Below are 14,986 nucleotides of genomic sequence, written 5' to 3' on the forward strand. Positions count from 1 at the left end.
CGTCACTAATAAAAGCGTTGAGTCACTATTAATGAAGTGATTCAACGCTTTTTATCAATCATTTAAGAATGATGTTTTCGCTCTTTTCGGTTCGTATAATAAGCATGACCAAAGAATGCGATATTGATTCCAATAAGTAATACGATATACAGTACAAGTGATATCGTTAGAAATTGCTCATTAGAATGATGGTGTGCTTTAAAAATCTGGCCGATTAAATTAGGTAAGCACACGATAAAGATGACAAGTGCAAATAGCTTTTGTTTCACAATGAAACATAGCAACATAACAATTGCTAATAATATGAGTCCAATAACGATACTTTGCGTTTGATTAAGGCTCACAAGTGTATAGATAGGATATTTTCCAGCAATATACGTACTTACAATCATTAGTATAAAAAGAACCATACCGCCTATAAACGCATAGACATAGACACGTTTAGCATCGCCATATTTTACAATTGCTTTTCTTATTAAGAACCACGGCACAATGATCGCTAATACGAAGATAAAGATTATATTTAAAATATAGCCCACCGTGAGTGTAAAGGTCGTTTCAAAGAAATCTGGTATCGTAAATATCGCAATCATAAAGCATACGAAGTACGTTAAATATTTAGGTAACCCTTTAGTGAAGCTCATTTCTTTAGAGAAGTTATCCGCATAATCTTTCACAGGCGTGTTCAGAATATCGCTCACATCGTCACCATTCGCTTCTGCCATTTCAAAGTGGTCTTGTAATTCATCACCAATGGCATGGACTTCATCCTCATCCTTACCTCTAAACATTAATTCTGCCTTTAGCTTTAATATATAGTCTTCTTGTGCTTTAGTCATCATATTCATCACTCCCGAATAAATTATTCATTCCTGAGTTGAGATAACGCCATTTCTCCTTAAATCGTTCCAATTCTTCTTGCCCGCTTTCAGAAATCGTATAATACTTACGTTTAGGGCCACCGTTATCTGATTTACGCGTGGTTGTGTGAACGTAGCCTTTCTTACTTAATCTAAGTAACACTGGATAAATACTACCATCGCTAATTTCAGGAAATTGGTTTTCTTTTAATTTCTCTAAAATTTCATACCCATACGTCTCACCCTTAGCTATAAGTCCTAGAATTGCACCATCTAAAAGCCCCTTCATCATTTGATTAGATACTGACATGTCATCACCTTTTACTAACTATCTTATAATATAAGATAGTGCATTTTAAAAAAGAAGTCAACTATCTTACAATAAAATATAGTGACGCTTTAATCGCTACGCTAATTAATAAGTTGCATAAATAACACATTAAATCCCCCAGCAACTTTGGCGCGCCTGGGGGATTATCCATACTCGTTACGTAAATATTAAAATTCATTTTGTGTAATTTATAAATCAATCGCTAATGTATTTGACTTGGTTTTTGAAAGATAATGATTGTTCACACTTAATGGTATATTGCTTTTCCAAAAGATGCCTCTGCACTTTCACCAATCACTTCTGATAGTGAAGGATGTGGTTGAATAATGTGCGCAATATCGTTCAACGTACCTCCTGCCACTTTAATGCCTAAGATTTCACTAATTAAATCTGTCGCATGCGGCCCAATGATAAATCCACCTAAAATCTTGCCATCTTGCTTATTCGCTACTATTTTAACAAGTCCTTGTGTTTCACCTTTCAAGATTGCTTTAGGATTCTTCTGAAAAGGCGCAGTTGTCACTTCAACCTCATAGCCCGCTTCTTGTGCTTGTAGTGCTGATAAACCAACAGACGCAGATTCCAATCTTGTATAAATACATCGCGGTATATCTTCTTGATTAATCGCCTCTGGATGATTGCCTGCAATATGTTCTGCTACATACTTACCATGCGCACTTGCGGTATGTGCTAGTTGGTAACCTGGCACCAAATCACCAATTGCATAAACATGTGCGTAGCTCGTTTCATAATGTTCATTGACTTGGAGGCACTTCCCATCCTGTTCTAGCTTTAATGCCTTAGCCACATGAACATTAGGTTGTCGTCCTGTCGCAAAGAGTAACGTTTCATATGGTATTTCTTTAGGCCCATCTTTGCCATCTATTTCTAAGGTTGTAGCATTCACTTTCGTTGTTTCTGAATTGGTAATAATTTGTACACCTTGTTGTTTCAAATATGAGGATAGATGCGTATGTATCTCCTCAATTTCACTAGATAAAATGTTATCGCCCTTTTCCAAAATCGTAACATCTACGCCTAAATCAGCCATTGAAGAGGCGATTTCCGAGGCAATCACACCGCCACCAATTATCACGAGTTGTTTCGGCAATGCATCCATGTTGAAAAATGTGTCAGCTGTTTCAAAGTGTGCTTGATCTAGACCTTCGATTGGTGGTACAAACGGCTTTGTCCCTGTTGCTAAAATAATATCTTTCGCCGTGTAAATGGCCTGATTCACTTGGACTTTCAATCCTTCAAGTACTTCTGCTTCGCCTTCAATCATGTCAACATTGTGTTGCTGTAATGCATCTCGAACGTCATCCGTTACGGTCTTAACCACTTGGTCTTTACGTTGCACAAGACCATTTAAATCGATATCTATGTGATTCGTCTTAATTCCCCAATTGTTTGCAGATTGTATGTCTCTCACTTTCGCACCATATTCTAAAAATATCTTTGACGGTATGCAACCTACGTTCAGACATACACCACCCACGTGTTGTTTCTCAACAATCGCTACATCCTTTCCTAATTGCGCTGCTCGAATTGCTGCCGCATAACCTCCAGGCCCTGCTCCAATAACGATCAAATCATACGATTTAGACATCATTTGTACCCCTTTCACCTTTGAAGTTGTCTTTCCATCCCTTAATAATGTTAACTTTGAACATAATCACCCTAATTGGGTGTAAGCGCTTTACACCCTTTCAATTATATATTAGAGTTATCTTTTTATAATTTCAAATAAACGTAAGTGACAGATTTTTTACTTTTTTTAAATAAGGGGCGTGTTTAGATTAAGGCATGAAAATGGGAGAGGGACAGAATTCTTTTAAATTCGTCGTCTCTCTCCCAACTTGCTTTGCTTGTAGAATTTCTTAGTGAAATTCTCTTTGTTGGGGCCCCACCCGCAAGGATGACTAGAACTGAGAAAATCTTGATTTAAGCGCCTTCTCAGTTCAGTCAGCTACTGCGAATTTGCAAAATAACATTAATATATTATTTATGTCCCAGGCTCGTCTCATACTATTAATGACCAGCCATCCAGGGACGAGCTACTCTACTAGGCTTTGATTTCATTGACGGAAGTTTATCTTTACTTACTAATCGAGGTTCTTGTCCCCGTTCAATTCGCTTTTTTAACTTTCCATCCATTTTATACGTTTGAAAGCTATTAAACACACGTGTTCCTTCACTTTCACATGAAGGACAAGTCGCTGTATCATGTTGAGTGTTCATTGATTGTCGAAGTGTAAATTCTCCGCATTTTGCGCAATTATAAGTATAATTAGGCATTACTTATCCGGCTCCAAGTTTGGAATAATATCCTCTTTAAAAATTTCTCGAGGAATTGCGATTGTACAACATGCATTGGGAACATCTACAATGCCAGCTACAGTGCCTTGTACAGGAGCTGTACCTAGTAACATGTATGCTTGTTCGCCAGTAAAGCCACGTGTTTTTAAGAATTCAATTGCGTTTAATACAGCATTTCTATATGCCGTATTAGCATCTAAATACGTTTGTTTACCACTAAATTCGTTAACAGAAATACCTTCAAAGACGATGTAATCCGTATAATTAGGCATTACTGGACCTGGTTTAAATGCTGGATTCTTTTTAATATGATATTTTTCCATGCCATTTTTAATAACATTAACTCTAAGTTCAATCCAACCAGGCATTTCAATACCACCACAGAATGTGATTTCGCCATCACCTTGAGAGAAATGTAAATCTCCTACTGATAATTTTGCGCCATCAACAAAGACTGGGAAGTAAATACGTGAACCTTTAGATAAGTTTTTGATATCACAGTTACCACCATTTTCACGTGGTGGAACCGTACGTGCACCTTCTTTAGCAACTTTATCAAAGTCTTTTCCAGTTAACGTACCAGCAACTACAGCGTCTGTGTCAGGTAAATTGGCCAATACGGGTTCTCGATTTGGGTCAGTATCAACAAGTTCTTTTTCACGGCGATTCCATTCATCTAACATTTCTTGAGAAGGTGCCACACCAATTAAGCCAGGATGAATTAAACCTACAAACTCTACTCCAGGTACATGTCGACTCGTCGCATAAATACCATTGAAATCCCAAATTGATTTTTGCGCATTAGGATAATGATCTACAAGGAAACTTCCACCATTCGTTTTATCAAAGATACCGTTGAATCCCCATTGATGTTCATCAAATACACCAATATCTAGAATATCCACAACAAGTAAATCTCCAGGTTCCACACCGTTAACATGTACTGGTCCACTTAATACATGAACTCGATTTAAATTGACGTGTTTAATATCACTCGGATCATCATTATTACTAATTTGACCGTCTGTCCAGTCTAAACATTCCATTCTGAATGATTCTCCAGGATCCACTGAAAAAGCCGCTGGAATATCTGGATGCCAGCGATTGTGACCTGGATGATCTTGTTGGTCCATTGTCTTGTTTAAATCAATACTAAATAACTTTTTAGGCATGAGCCTAACCCCCTTGTTTATAAAGTTATAAAAATTGATTATGACTGAATATTCTGTTTCTTGTATCATATCATATAAAATTATAAATAGAGAGTAATAATATACTTTTTGACAATTTGAATATTTGAAATAAAAATCCCTCTAGCCAAATAGACTAGAGGTTTGTGTTATGGTTGTAATTTCATTATTGCACCAAAGTTCTGTTGTGCGTTGGTGAATGTAATAAATGCAATGAGTTCAACGATTTCTTCTGTTGTTAGATTGTCTTGAAGTACTTTAATAATGTTGTCTGGAATGTGGTCGCCCATTTTGATAAACACCTCGGTAAATCCTATGCAAATGGATGATTTTTCATCTTTTAGACTGCCGGTAGGTTGACCTTTTGCCTTACAGTATTGGCACCCATTCTTCTGGGCTAACATTCTTCGTATTTCTTCTTTCAATGCCTTGCTAAGTGCGCCGTCACTTTCTAACACATCACTTAACTGTGACCATAACTGCATCATTTTGTCTTGATGGCCTAATAACTTTTGAAATGGTGTCTGACCATTGTTCGATGGGGGTATAATTGACATGCATTATCTCCTTTTAAACCAATGCGTCTTTTATTTTTTGTAATCCTTTTTTCATAACTTCACGTGGAATGGCAATATTGATTCTAATGTGACCTTCCGCGTTATGCACGAATTGTTCTTGTCCTTCAATGATCACGCCTGCATATTTGATAAAGTATTTCGCGATGGGTTCGTTGATTTCTTTTTCTTTGATGTAATAGCTTAAATCTACCCATGCGAGGTACGTGGCTTCTGGTATTTTAAATTCTGCATGTGGGAGTTCTTGTTCTAAGAAGTTTGCCAAATATTTGAAGTTGTCGTCTAAATAATCATTCATAGCGGCTAACCAGTCTTCGCCCTTTTCATAAGCGGCCTGTGTCGCAACGATACTTAATGGATTCTCAGAACTAAAGTGATGTAACTTCCATGTCTTTAATAATCTTCTATTCGGAATAATGATGTTTGAGAACATTAAGCCTGCTATATTAAATGCCTTACTTTGCGACATTGCGGTCACAATCTTATCGTAATCTGGCACTGCTTTAGCAAAAGGGATGTGTGTTTGACCGGCACGTTTAATGTCACAATGAATTTCATCTGAAATGATCCATACATCATTATCTGCCATGATTTGACCAAATTGTTTCAATTCATCTTCTGACCATACGCGGCCTGTTGGATTATGTGGGTTCGCAAAAATACATAGTTTAATATTTTCTGATTCTACTTTTTGACGTACATCGTCAAAGTCGATGTCATAGTACCCATTATGATTAATCAGTGGGGAATATATCGTCTTGATATTGTTTTTATCGCATGCCATTTTAAATGGTCCATAACTTGGTGTTAAAATAAGCGCTTTGTCATCTTCATCACAAATATAACTTACAAGTTCAATTAACCCAGCAACTATACCATGGGAGAATACAAGGTGGTCTTGTGGGAATGTATAACCAAATCGTCGCTCTGTCCATGAGACAAAGGCATCATAATAATCTGTACCAAATAAGTTAGTGTAACCTAGAATCTTTTTATCTAGTCTATCTTTAATCGCATCTAACACAACGTCGGGTGTGGCGAAATCCATATCAGCGACCCACATACGGATGAGTTCATCATGGTCTTCTAAGTCTGAAGTATCTGCATCTCCAAATAAGTAACCTTTATAACCTTCAACATTCATCGCATTAGTTTCACGGCGATCAATGATTTCATCAAAATTGTACGTCACATGAATGCCTCCTATAATCATTGTTTAATATATTTTATTGTAATACTTCCAAATCATGAATTCACTTTTTAAGATTTTCTCTTCTAAATATAAAAATTGGGAGAAAGACAACGGGAGTGGGACAGAATTCTTTTTAAATTCGTCGTCCCACCCCCGCAAGGATGACTAGAATTGAAAAAAGCTTGATTTAAGCGCATTTTCAGTTCAGTCAGCTACTGCGAATTTGCAAAATAGCATCATCATATTATTTATGTCTCTCTCCCTACCCCAAAAATTTATGCAAGGCCGTCAATGACATAAGTTACACCTAAAATTGCAAATGTGATCGCAATCATTGTTGAAACAAGTATCATTCCCATCATAGGATTAAATAATAAAATCATTCCTAATAGCAAGCCTAAAATATTAACTATGATAGATAGTCCTTTTAAACGGCTTTGCTTAGAAATCGTAAGTAGACCGATAATTGAACTTACAATAAACCATGCGGCAAACATAAAAATAAAGAATGTTGAACTTGCACCAACATTAAACATGACTAGCAGTCCAAATATAATATCTATAATTCCTATAACCATAATAAGCCCAGTACCACTACCAGCGAGCGCTCTTGCAGCACGACGGAATAACAGCTGAATCACACCGTTAATAAGAATAAATAAACCAATAAGCCAAGTCAGCGTGTAGAAGTTTTTAACAGGATAACTAAAGATGATAACTGCCACAATTAACAGTAATGTCCCCATTATTAAGCTTGACCATTTCAATTTGTTATTATCTTGTGCCATTCTAATTCCTCCTTTCGCTAACAATCATCATTATATTAAGTATATTGAAGTTGTATTTGACGCACAACGAATACATCTTACGTCTTTTTACTTGAAACATGATATCTTTAATACACGACTACTTCAGTTTCCTACTTTTCTGAAAAGGGTAGACTGAAGGTAGTATAAAATGAGGAGGCGTATCAATGAATACAAAAAGAGCATTAGTGGTTGTGACAAGTGTAACGAAATATCCAGATATGAACCGTCCAACTGGTCTATGGTTTGGCGAGGTTGTTCATTTCGCGGATGTCTTATATAAAAATGGTTATAAAGTGCATTACATTAGCCCAGAAGGTGGTTATACTGCCATTGATCCACAAAGTCTACAAGAGGATATGATGACTGATTTAGATTGGAAATACTATCAAAACAAAGACTTTATGACACGTCTTGGCCATACCGTTACACCTGATGCTGTCAAAGCTGAGAATTACGATATTATCTACTTCGCTGGCGGTCACGGTACGATTTGGGATTTCAAAGACAATGAAGATTTACAGAAATTAACACAAGAAATCTATGACAATAACGATGTCGTTTCATCTGTTTGTCATGGCGCAATCGGCCTATTAAATGTTAAAGATGCTGAAGGTAACTATATCATCGATGGCAAGACAGTTACTGGCTTCTCAAATAGTGAAGAACAAGCGGTTGGTTTGGCAGACGTCGTGCCTTATCTTACTGAAGATGAACTGAAACGTCGCGGTGCTAACTATGAGCAAGGCGATAACTGGACTGAATTTGTAGTCGCTGATGGTCGCATCATTACTGGTCAAAATCCACAATCTGGTAAAGCCGTAGCTGAAAAATTCTTGGAATCACAAAAGTAAGTTTTTAGACTGCGCGTACAGTTAAAATATAAAAAGAAGGGAGTGGAACAGAATTCTTTTAAATTCGTCGTCCCACCCCCGCAAGGATGACTAGAATTGAGAAAAGCTTGATTTAAGCGCCTTCTCAGTTCAGTCAGCCACTGCGAATTTGCAAAATAGCTTCTTTATATTATTTATGTCCCCGTCGCTTATTTATTGATTTATATTAATTTACAACATAGTCACTTTCAACATATCAATGACACCACTAGAGGCACCAGGGAAGGCAAAGATCAATTGATTTAAATCTTGTGCTGTCATACGTTGATTAATGATAAATACGAGTAAGTTTACTAAATCCGCTGCGTCAATACCATAAATTTCTGCGCCGACCAATCGCTTATTTTCATCTAACACAGCGTACATTTCTGCATCTGTTTCATTTTTATATTCGAATGCCATTTGTTTACCAAATGGAATGTGTTTAACTGTATAACGTTCATCTTGCTCTGCTTCTTGAACAGTAACGCCAATTTGAGAAAGTCGAGGTAATGAATAAAGTACCGAAGGAATCGCTGGATAGTGTATTTCATCTTGCGTCATTCCTAAGATATGTGCAGCAATATAATTTGATTCAAATGTTGCTGTTGGTGTTAATTTAGGTATAGCTTTATCTAAGACATCGCCGCTCGCATAAATAGTGTTTACATTTGTTCTTAAATGACCATCTACAGAGATACCTTTTTTACTATATTCAATTCCCACATTATCTAAACCGATGCCTTCAACATTTGGATTTCTACCTGTCGCATCTAAGACATAATCTGTTTCAATCATTAATCCAGATTCTGTTGATACTTGATAAGCATCGCCTACTTTTTCGACTTTTTTTGTCTCTTCATTAAAGTAGAATTGTACGCCTTCGTCTTCTAATTTCTTAATTAATTTCGTCACATGTGTGTCATTAAAGCCTTTAAGTGGTTTGTCTGAATGGTGAATCATACTCACTTCAACACCTGATTTAATCATAATAGACGCAAATTCTACACTAATAATACCAACGCCGATAAATGTCATACGCTTTGGAAGTTCATCCATAGATAAAAATTCACGGCTATCATGTGTGAGTGCTTGACCTTCAATGTCCAATTTATTGCTATGTTGACCTGTCGCAATGACGATATTCTCCGTTTGTAATGTTTCACCATTTACTTCCACTATATGCGCTTCTTTAATGACACCTTTGCCCATATAAACGTCGATGCCTTGTTGTTCAAACATGCCTTTTAACATACCATTCATTGGATTAATCACTTGTTTTTTATAATCCATTAAATGAGACCAATTCACATTGACATCTTGTGATTGGATGATGTTAGGATATTGTGCTGATGCTTCTAGCACTTCATATGGGCCCTCTAATAGGATTTTGGCATTACAACCATAGTTTGTACATGTACCTGCAATGGTATCTTTTTCAATAATTGCAACTTCTTTTCCTGCGTGTTTAAGTGTTAGTGCTGCATGCCACGCTGCGTGTCCGCTTCCTATAAATACAACATCATATTGTTTCATTCAACTCATCCTTTTTTATTTATTCGTGAGTGCTTTTAATGACTGTTCTAGGTTATTCAAGACTGCTTTCGCTTCGTTATATTGTGCTTCATCTAGTTCTGGCGGTAGACATTGAGCCACTGCTTTAAAGATCGCTTCTTGTTGTTCATGCCCTTTTCGTGTTAACGAAACGACTAATTGACGTTTATCTGCCTCTGAACGTTGCCGTTGAACCCACCCTGACTGTTCTAATCTTTTTAAAAGGGGAGTCAATGTATTACTCGATAAATCCAACTGTTTCCCCACTTCATGTAAGGGTTGATTGTCACGTTCCCATAATGCAAGTAACACCAAATATTGTGAATACGTTAACCCAAAGGGTTTCAATTGTTGTTCATAGAATTTCGCAAATAGACGACTCACATTATATGCAGAAAAACAAAGTTGATTTGCTAATTTCATATCATCATTGTTCAAGACATCACCTCTTTTCAATCGTGCGCGATTAATTAAAGTGTAAATAATCGCGCGCGATTAATCAAATATTAAGTGTTAAAAAAGCAGGACAGCCTTTCATGTATTATACAAAATTGGTTGCCCTGCCTCTATAAAGTTATTTATTTAAATAATTTCGTCGTGTTATGACTGAAAATATTTGCTTTTTCAATGTCACTAAATGCTCCAGTATTATCTATATCTTGCTCCATTTTGGCGATCCATTGATTTGGGGCGTAATGTGCATCCGAACCAAATAAAATATGTTCAGTATCTGTCGCTGCTTTCAAGCTGGCGAATGTCGATTCTCCAGTAGATAAGCCAGTGTCATAATAGAAATGACTCATATAATCAGCCGCAGTTTTAGTTATTGTCTTACTTGGTTGCAAGCCATGACGATAGAATTTAAACATCTTCGCATATTGAATTGGATGTTTGGCTACCTCTTTAATGATTTCAGACTTACCGTTATTCATCAATGACTTGAGTCTATTTTTAGGATCTTGAATTATATACTTTTGCGTTTCTAATGTATTATTGATACGCCATTGGATATATGGCAATGTACCTCCAGCATGAGCTAAGATAAATTTAATATTAGGATAGCGTTCTACTGTGCCACTAAATATTAAATTGGTAGCTGCACGTGTAGTATTAAATGTAAACTCTTGGATGAAATCTGCAACCACATATTGTGGCGGTTGGAAATCTTCAGCGTTAGCGCTCGGATGAATAAATACTTTGGCATGATGCTCATTAAGTACCACCATGACCTTTTCAAATACATCATTTCCTAAATATGCATTTCCATAATTTGAGAATAATCCAACGCCATCTAATTTTAAGACATCTAACGCATATTCAATTTCTTTAATTGTTTCTTTGACATGTGGCATAGGAACCAAGGCAAAGCTTTTAAATCTATCAGGATACTTTTTCTTTAATTGTGCTTGATATTCATTCACTTGTCGTGCTACTTTAGCAGCTTTTTTTCTATTAAATGGTATCGTTGCAGGTTCTGATATTGAAGTATAACCCACATCTATATTTAACTCATCCATCATTTGAATGCTGTCTTCGGGTTCCCATTTTCTAATAGGAAAGCCACCAGCAGTAGTCACACCGATTTTACGCAAGGCATCTCTATATACATTTGGAATAATATGGTGATGAATATCTATAATTTCTTGTCTTTTGTTCATAACATAATCTCCCCTTACACATTATCTATTGATTAAATTAACACACATATTATTTGCTTTCTTTTTTTTAAAGTAAGCAAACGATAATTAATAGACAATTTGCGCATACACTAAATTTCATCTAAAAATAGCAAAATCGGATTTTGAGCGTATTAACTTATACATACTCATCACCCGATTCAAGGATTATTTATTTTTCAGCACATTTTTATACGTCCATTTGCGCCATAATATTTCTAGTGGGCCTTGGCGATGACAAGATAACCACCAATAAGTTGCTAAAATATTAACTACCAATATAGGCAATCCAATATAAAGTGATTGCGTTGGTGTTGGGTGGTCATAAGGAAAGAAGCATTTCACCACAATATAGAGTAATACCATTTGCGTCATGAAATTCGTAAATGCTGTTTTGCCTAACTTTTCAAAAGGCTTAAGCATTTGCTGAATCGTCACTTTCTGTGTCATAAACATTAAGACAATAAAATAAATAATTGCTTGATAAGGCGTTACTAAATCTTCAATCGTTGTCCAATTATATGGTAACCCAGTTACTTTCAATATGACTAATAACGCTACAACGAAACTATTGATACATAATGTGACTATAAACCATGTGCGTTTTTCGTGAAAATGATAAATCAAGCCACTTTGAGATAAATACAAACCAAATGCCATCACGCCTAGTAGAGTATAAAACATAGGATTTGAAGATGGCGTAATCAAAATTTCAACGGTTGTACCGACAATCAAAACAAGAGAAATCCATAAAGTATAGCGTGGTTTTGGTAATAAGAATAAAAACATCAAAATAAGACCACTTAGGGCGTATTGTGCGTAAGGCAACACTAGTATCATGCCAGGGATACCGACAATAAGTAAGAAAATGAGTCGGCGAAACATTAATTTAATCGGTGATAGAGATTTTTTTCGTGCATTATTCATGAATATTCCCATACCGATACCAAACAATAAGGTAAATAAGGTGATGAAACGTGCATCAATTAAAAGTGCAAAGAACTGTTTAACAATGTGGTCCGCGTGTGTAAACGTTGGTTTTACTTCACCTTGAACTATAGGAAGAATATCTGAAACATTGGCAAATAATACTACAGCTATGGCAATACCTCTAATGATATCTAATCCAACAATACGTTTTTCACTCATAAAATAACCTCCTTACCTATTATGGTAGGAGGCTCAATCGTCATGCGCATTTATCTAATCTTACATGTTAAGACCATTCGCTTTCAAAATTGAAAGTTAGCGTACGCATTACTTACAGTTATTTATCTAAAAAGCCATTTGGATATACCATCACTTTCAAGGCATCACCTTTACTTGTACGTGTTAATTCCATCGCTTCTTTTGTATCGGCAAGTTCAAATTGATGTGTGAATAATGAATCGATGTCAGCGTCTGTTGTACTTAAGATTTGAATACCTTGTGGGTACGTATTCGCATATCTAAACACACCTACAATATTGATTTCATGATTCGCTATAAATGGCACATTAATTTCGTTCATATCTTCTTGAGGTAAGCCAACAATTGCTAAAGTGCCACCATCTTTTAATGAATTTAACGCACTTCTTAAAGCAATCGGATTACCTGCAGTTTCAATGGCATAGTTCACGCCTTGACCGTCTGTTAAGGCTTTAATACGTTCAACAACATCTTCATTTTTAATATTAATTGTCGTTGTTGCACCTAAACGTTTAGCCGCTTCTAAACGATTATCTTCTAAATCTGAAACGATAATATTTGTTGCGCCGTAAGCTTTAGCAGCGACAACCGCCATTAAACCAACGGGACCCATACCCATGATGACAACTGTTGAACCTGGTTTAATATCCGCACGTTTACATGCTTGTAACCCAACTGAGAATGGTTCAACTAATGTCGCTTGTTCATAAGTCACTGAGTCTGGTAAATGATACAGGAAGTCTGCCGGATGGCTTACGTATTCACAGAATGCACCATCGTACGGTGGTGTTGCCATAAATTCCATATGTGGGCATAAGTTATAGCGTCCAGATTTACAGTATTCACATTCACGACAAGGTTCCCCAGGTTCGATAGCAACTCGATCACCAACTTTAAAGTCTGTGACATCTTCCCCAACTTGTGCGACCATACCTGCACATTCGTGACCTAATACGATTGGTTTCTCAACAACAAATTCACCTACACGACCGTGTGCATAATAATGGACGTCAGAACCACATACGCCTACCGCCATCATCTTAATTAGGACATCTTTAGGACCTACTTCAGGCATGTCTCTTTCGACAATTTCAATATCATAAGGTTCATGCATTAATGCAACATTCATTTTCTCCGGAATCGTCTCACTCATAAATAACATCCTCCTAAGTTTATGTATCTTATACTATTCTTTCACTGAAAATGGTTTATGTAAACGATTTCATAAATATTTGTAAAGTAATTTTAAACTAAAATGATGAATTCACAATAATTTTTCCAATAAAAAAATCGCTACTTTATTAGGTAGCGATTATTAGTTTAAAGCTCTATTTACTTTCAACTTCTAAAATGTAAGTCAGCCAGTTTCCAAATTCACAGCATAAATGATATTGATGTTGATGAATCATATAATTTGGTAAAATCGCTGGAAATTCAACTAATGCTTTAAAACGAAAGCCATTATTTTCATTGCGAATTTGATGACGCATACCGCCTATAATCATGCCGTTTTTCAATTTAGCAACGCCCGGTAATTCAATTTGGTAATCTTCCGACATACGTGATTTAAGTTTGGTTTCATCATTATAATGAGCAAAGAAATGTGTCGGTAACGGACTACCACCTGTAGTTTCAAGCACTTCTTGAATTTCTGAAGTAATGCCTTCGAGTACATAATGATCCGGATTTGCTTTCACATTAATTTCATCATGTTCTGGCGTTTTCTGCATCATTACTTGATTTAAAACATTCATCACTTCCTGAGCATTTAAATGACTATTAGGTATAGCGATTTCAACTGTGCTCATTTTGCGTTGTCCAAACGATAGCTTAGTCGCTATTGCTGATATTAAATTACCTACTGTATATTTAAATCTCATTGATTTTCTTAGTTTTGAGAAGGTGATGTTAAGTTTAGCTTGAGCAATTTCCTGTTTCATATTATCTAAATCATTATTTTTAACCCATAATTTGACATTTTTATTTAACTGAGCTTCTGGATATTTCGATAAATATTTATAAACATTTTTTAAACGTTGCGTTTCCCATTTATTCACTTTCTTTTGAGTCACTTGTGTACCGTTAATGTAAAATAGCATTTTTGTCATTATGTTCTCACACCTTCTATCTGTTAGTCATTTCATAATAGCATAACATTAATTTACATAAAATTAGAGGATGGGACAAAAATAATATAATGAAGCTATTTAGCAAATTCGCAGTAGCTGACTGAACTAAGAAGGCGCTTAATTCAAGCTTTTCTCAGTTCTAGTCACCCTTGCGGGGGTGGGACGACGAATTCAAAAAGAATTCTGTCCCACTCCCATCTTCTCAGTTCATTTAGCTACTGTGCATAAACAACATCACTTTTATGAATCATACGTATCTTAGATTTCATTAATTGAATAAGTATAAATGATATC

Annotated in this window: 15 protein-coding genes; 1 reads left to right on the top strand and 14 read right to left on the bottom strand. The window is 36.0% G+C overall.

From position 1 onward, the window contains the following. Window positions 1-62: 62 nt before the first annotated feature. The 8 genes from KA909_RS12395 to KA909_RS12430 form a co-directional block, all read right to left on the bottom strand. Window positions 63-842, bottom strand: a complete 780-nt coding sequence (locus KA909_RS12395) for a hypothetical protein (protein ID WP_193838747.1) — start codon at window positions 840-842, stop codon at window positions 63-65. Further along, entirely contained in the window at window positions 832-1,170 is a 339-nt protein-coding gene (locus KA909_RS12400) for a PadR family transcriptional regulator (RefSeq protein WP_053030099.1), read from the bottom strand. Before KA909_RS12400 ends, KA909_RS12395 begins: the two co-directional genes overlap by 11 nt. A gap of 268 nt (window positions 1,171-1,438) precedes the next feature. Next, window positions 1,439-2,800, bottom strand: coding sequence for a dihydrolipoyl dehydrogenase (lpdA, locus tag KA909_RS12405; RefSeq protein ID WP_210130282.1), 1,362 nt, complete (start codon window positions 2,798-2,800; stop codon window positions 1,439-1,441). 422 nt (window positions 2,801-3,222) lie between these two features. After that, on the bottom strand, window positions 3,223-3,489 hold the full coding sequence (locus KA909_RS12410) for a zinc ribbon domain-containing protein (RefSeq protein WP_193838745.1): 267 nt from the start codon (window positions 3,487-3,489) through the stop codon (window positions 3,223-3,225). Continuing rightward, window positions 3,489-4,682, bottom strand: coding sequence for a formamidase (gene fmdA, locus KA909_RS12415; protein WP_210130283.1), 1,194 nt, complete (start codon window positions 4,680-4,682; stop codon window positions 3,489-3,491). The genes KA909_RS12410 and fmdA overlap by 1 nt, the downstream gene beginning before the upstream one ends. A 167-nt stretch (window positions 4,683-4,849) precedes the next feature. Continuing rightward, window positions 4,850-5,257 carry a carboxymuconolactone decarboxylase family protein gene (locus KA909_RS12420; protein WP_193838743.1) on the bottom strand — a complete coding sequence of 136 codons (408 nt, stop codon included), beginning with the start codon at window positions 5,255-5,257 and terminating at the stop codon, window positions 4,850-4,852. Between the two features lie 13 nt (window positions 5,258-5,270). Further along, window positions 5,271-6,467, bottom strand: coding sequence for a 3M3SH-releasing C-S lyase (locus KA909_RS12425; RefSeq protein WP_193838742.1), 1,197 nt, complete (start codon window positions 6,465-6,467; stop codon window positions 5,271-5,273). Between the two features lie 275 nt (window positions 6,468-6,742). Continuing rightward, a complete protein-coding gene (locus tag KA909_RS12430; RefSeq protein ID WP_107629321.1) occupies window positions 6,743-7,255 on the bottom strand; it encodes a DUF308 domain-containing protein in 513 nt (170 codons plus the stop codon). A 185-nt stretch (window positions 7,256-7,440) separates the two neighbouring features. Here KA909_RS12430 and KA909_RS12435 point away from each other — a divergent pair, with 185 nt between their 5' ends. After that, the gene (locus KA909_RS12435; protein WP_193838741.1) at window positions 7,441-8,127 is read left to right on the top strand and encodes a type 1 glutamine amidotransferase domain-containing protein; all 687 of its coding nucleotides are present in this window, start codon (window positions 7,441-7,443) and stop codon (window positions 8,125-8,127) included. A gap of 210 nt (window positions 8,128-8,337) precedes the next feature. Here KA909_RS12435 and KA909_RS12440 read toward each other — a convergent pair whose 3' ends face one another. The 6 genes from KA909_RS12440 to KA909_RS12465 form a co-directional block, all read right to left on the bottom strand. Then, window positions 8,338-9,681 (bottom strand): dihydrolipoyl dehydrogenase family protein, encoded by a 1,344-nt coding sequence (locus tag KA909_RS12440; protein WP_193838740.1) that lies wholly within the window; start codon window positions 9,679-9,681, stop codon window positions 8,338-8,340. A gap of 15 nt (window positions 9,682-9,696) precedes the next feature. Continuing rightward, a complete protein-coding gene (locus tag KA909_RS12445; RefSeq protein WP_210130284.1) occupies window positions 9,697-10,137 on the bottom strand; it encodes a MarR family winged helix-turn-helix transcriptional regulator in 441 nt (146 codons plus the stop codon). Between the two features lie 140 nt (window positions 10,138-10,277). After that, window positions 10,278-11,357 carry an amidohydrolase family protein gene (locus KA909_RS12450; RefSeq protein WP_193838739.1) on the bottom strand — a complete coding sequence of 360 codons (1,080 nt, stop codon included), beginning with the start codon at window positions 11,355-11,357 and terminating at the stop codon, window positions 10,278-10,280. Between the two features lie 186 nt (window positions 11,358-11,543). Further along, the gene (locus KA909_RS12455) at window positions 11,544-12,524 is read right to left on the bottom strand and encodes a DUF418 domain-containing protein (protein WP_210130285.1); all 981 of its coding nucleotides are present in this window, start codon (window positions 12,522-12,524) and stop codon (window positions 11,544-11,546) included. Between the two features lie 118 nt (window positions 12,525-12,642). Beyond that, on the bottom strand, window positions 12,643-13,716 hold the full coding sequence (locus KA909_RS12460; RefSeq protein WP_193838737.1) for an NAD(P)-dependent alcohol dehydrogenase: 1,074 nt from the start codon (window positions 13,714-13,716) through the stop codon (window positions 12,643-12,645). Window positions 13,717-13,891: 175 nt separating this feature from the next. Next, window positions 13,892-14,671, bottom strand: a complete 780-nt coding sequence (locus tag KA909_RS12465; RefSeq protein ID WP_210130286.1) for a hypothetical protein — start codon at window positions 14,669-14,671, stop codon at window positions 13,892-13,894. Between the last annotated feature and the right edge of the window lie 315 nt (window positions 14,672-14,986).

It is taken from the genome of Staphylococcus sp. GDX8P54P, assembly GCF_017893165.1.
GTDB lineage: Bacteria > Bacillota > Bacilli > Staphylococcales > Staphylococcaceae > Staphylococcus > Staphylococcus borealis.

Coding starts and splice junctions, on each gene's coding strand:
- KA909_RS12395 (WP_193838747.1), bottom strand. CDS start 842: ATGATGACTAAAGCACAAGAAGACTATATATTAAAGCTAAAGGCAGAA.
- KA909_RS12400 (WP_053030099.1), bottom strand. CDS start 1,170: ATGTCAGTATCTAATCAAATGATGAAGGGGCTTTTAGATGGTGCAATT.
- lpdA (WP_210130282.1), bottom strand. CDS start 2,800: ATGTCTAAATCGTATGATTTGATCGTTATTGGAGCAGGGCCTGGAGGT.
- KA909_RS12410 (WP_193838745.1), bottom strand. CDS start 3,489: ATGCCTAATTATACTTATAATTGCGCAAAATGCGGAGAATTTACACTT.
- fmdA (WP_210130283.1), bottom strand. CDS start 4,682: ATGCCTAAAAAGTTATTTAGTATTGATTTAAACAAGACAATGGACCAA.
- KA909_RS12420 (WP_193838743.1), bottom strand. CDS start 5,257: ATGTCAATTATACCCCCATCGAACAATGGTCAGACACCATTTCAAAAG.
- KA909_RS12430 (WP_107629321.1), bottom strand. CDS start 7,255: ATGGCACAAGATAATAACAAATTGAAATGGTCAAGCTTAATAATGGGG.
- KA909_RS12435 (WP_193838741.1), top strand. CDS start 7,441: ATGAATACAAAAAGAGCATTAGTGGTTGTGACAAGTGTAACGAAATAT.
- KA909_RS12440 (WP_193838740.1), bottom strand. CDS start 9,681: ATGAAACAATATGATGTTGTATTTATAGGAAGCGGACACGCAGCGTGG.
- KA909_RS12450 (WP_193838739.1), bottom strand. CDS start 11,357: ATGAACAAAAGACAAGAAATTATAGATATTCATCACCATATTATTCCA.
- KA909_RS12455 (WP_210130285.1), bottom strand. CDS start 12,524: ATGAGTGAAAAACGTATTGTTGGATTAGATATCATTAGAGGTATTGCC.
- KA909_RS12460 (WP_193838737.1), bottom strand. CDS start 13,716: ATGAGTGAGACGATTCCGGAGAAAATGAATGTTGCATTAATGCATGAA.
- KA909_RS12465 (WP_210130286.1), bottom strand. CDS start 14,671: ATGACAAAAATGCTATTTTACATTAACGGTACACAAGTGACTCAAAAG.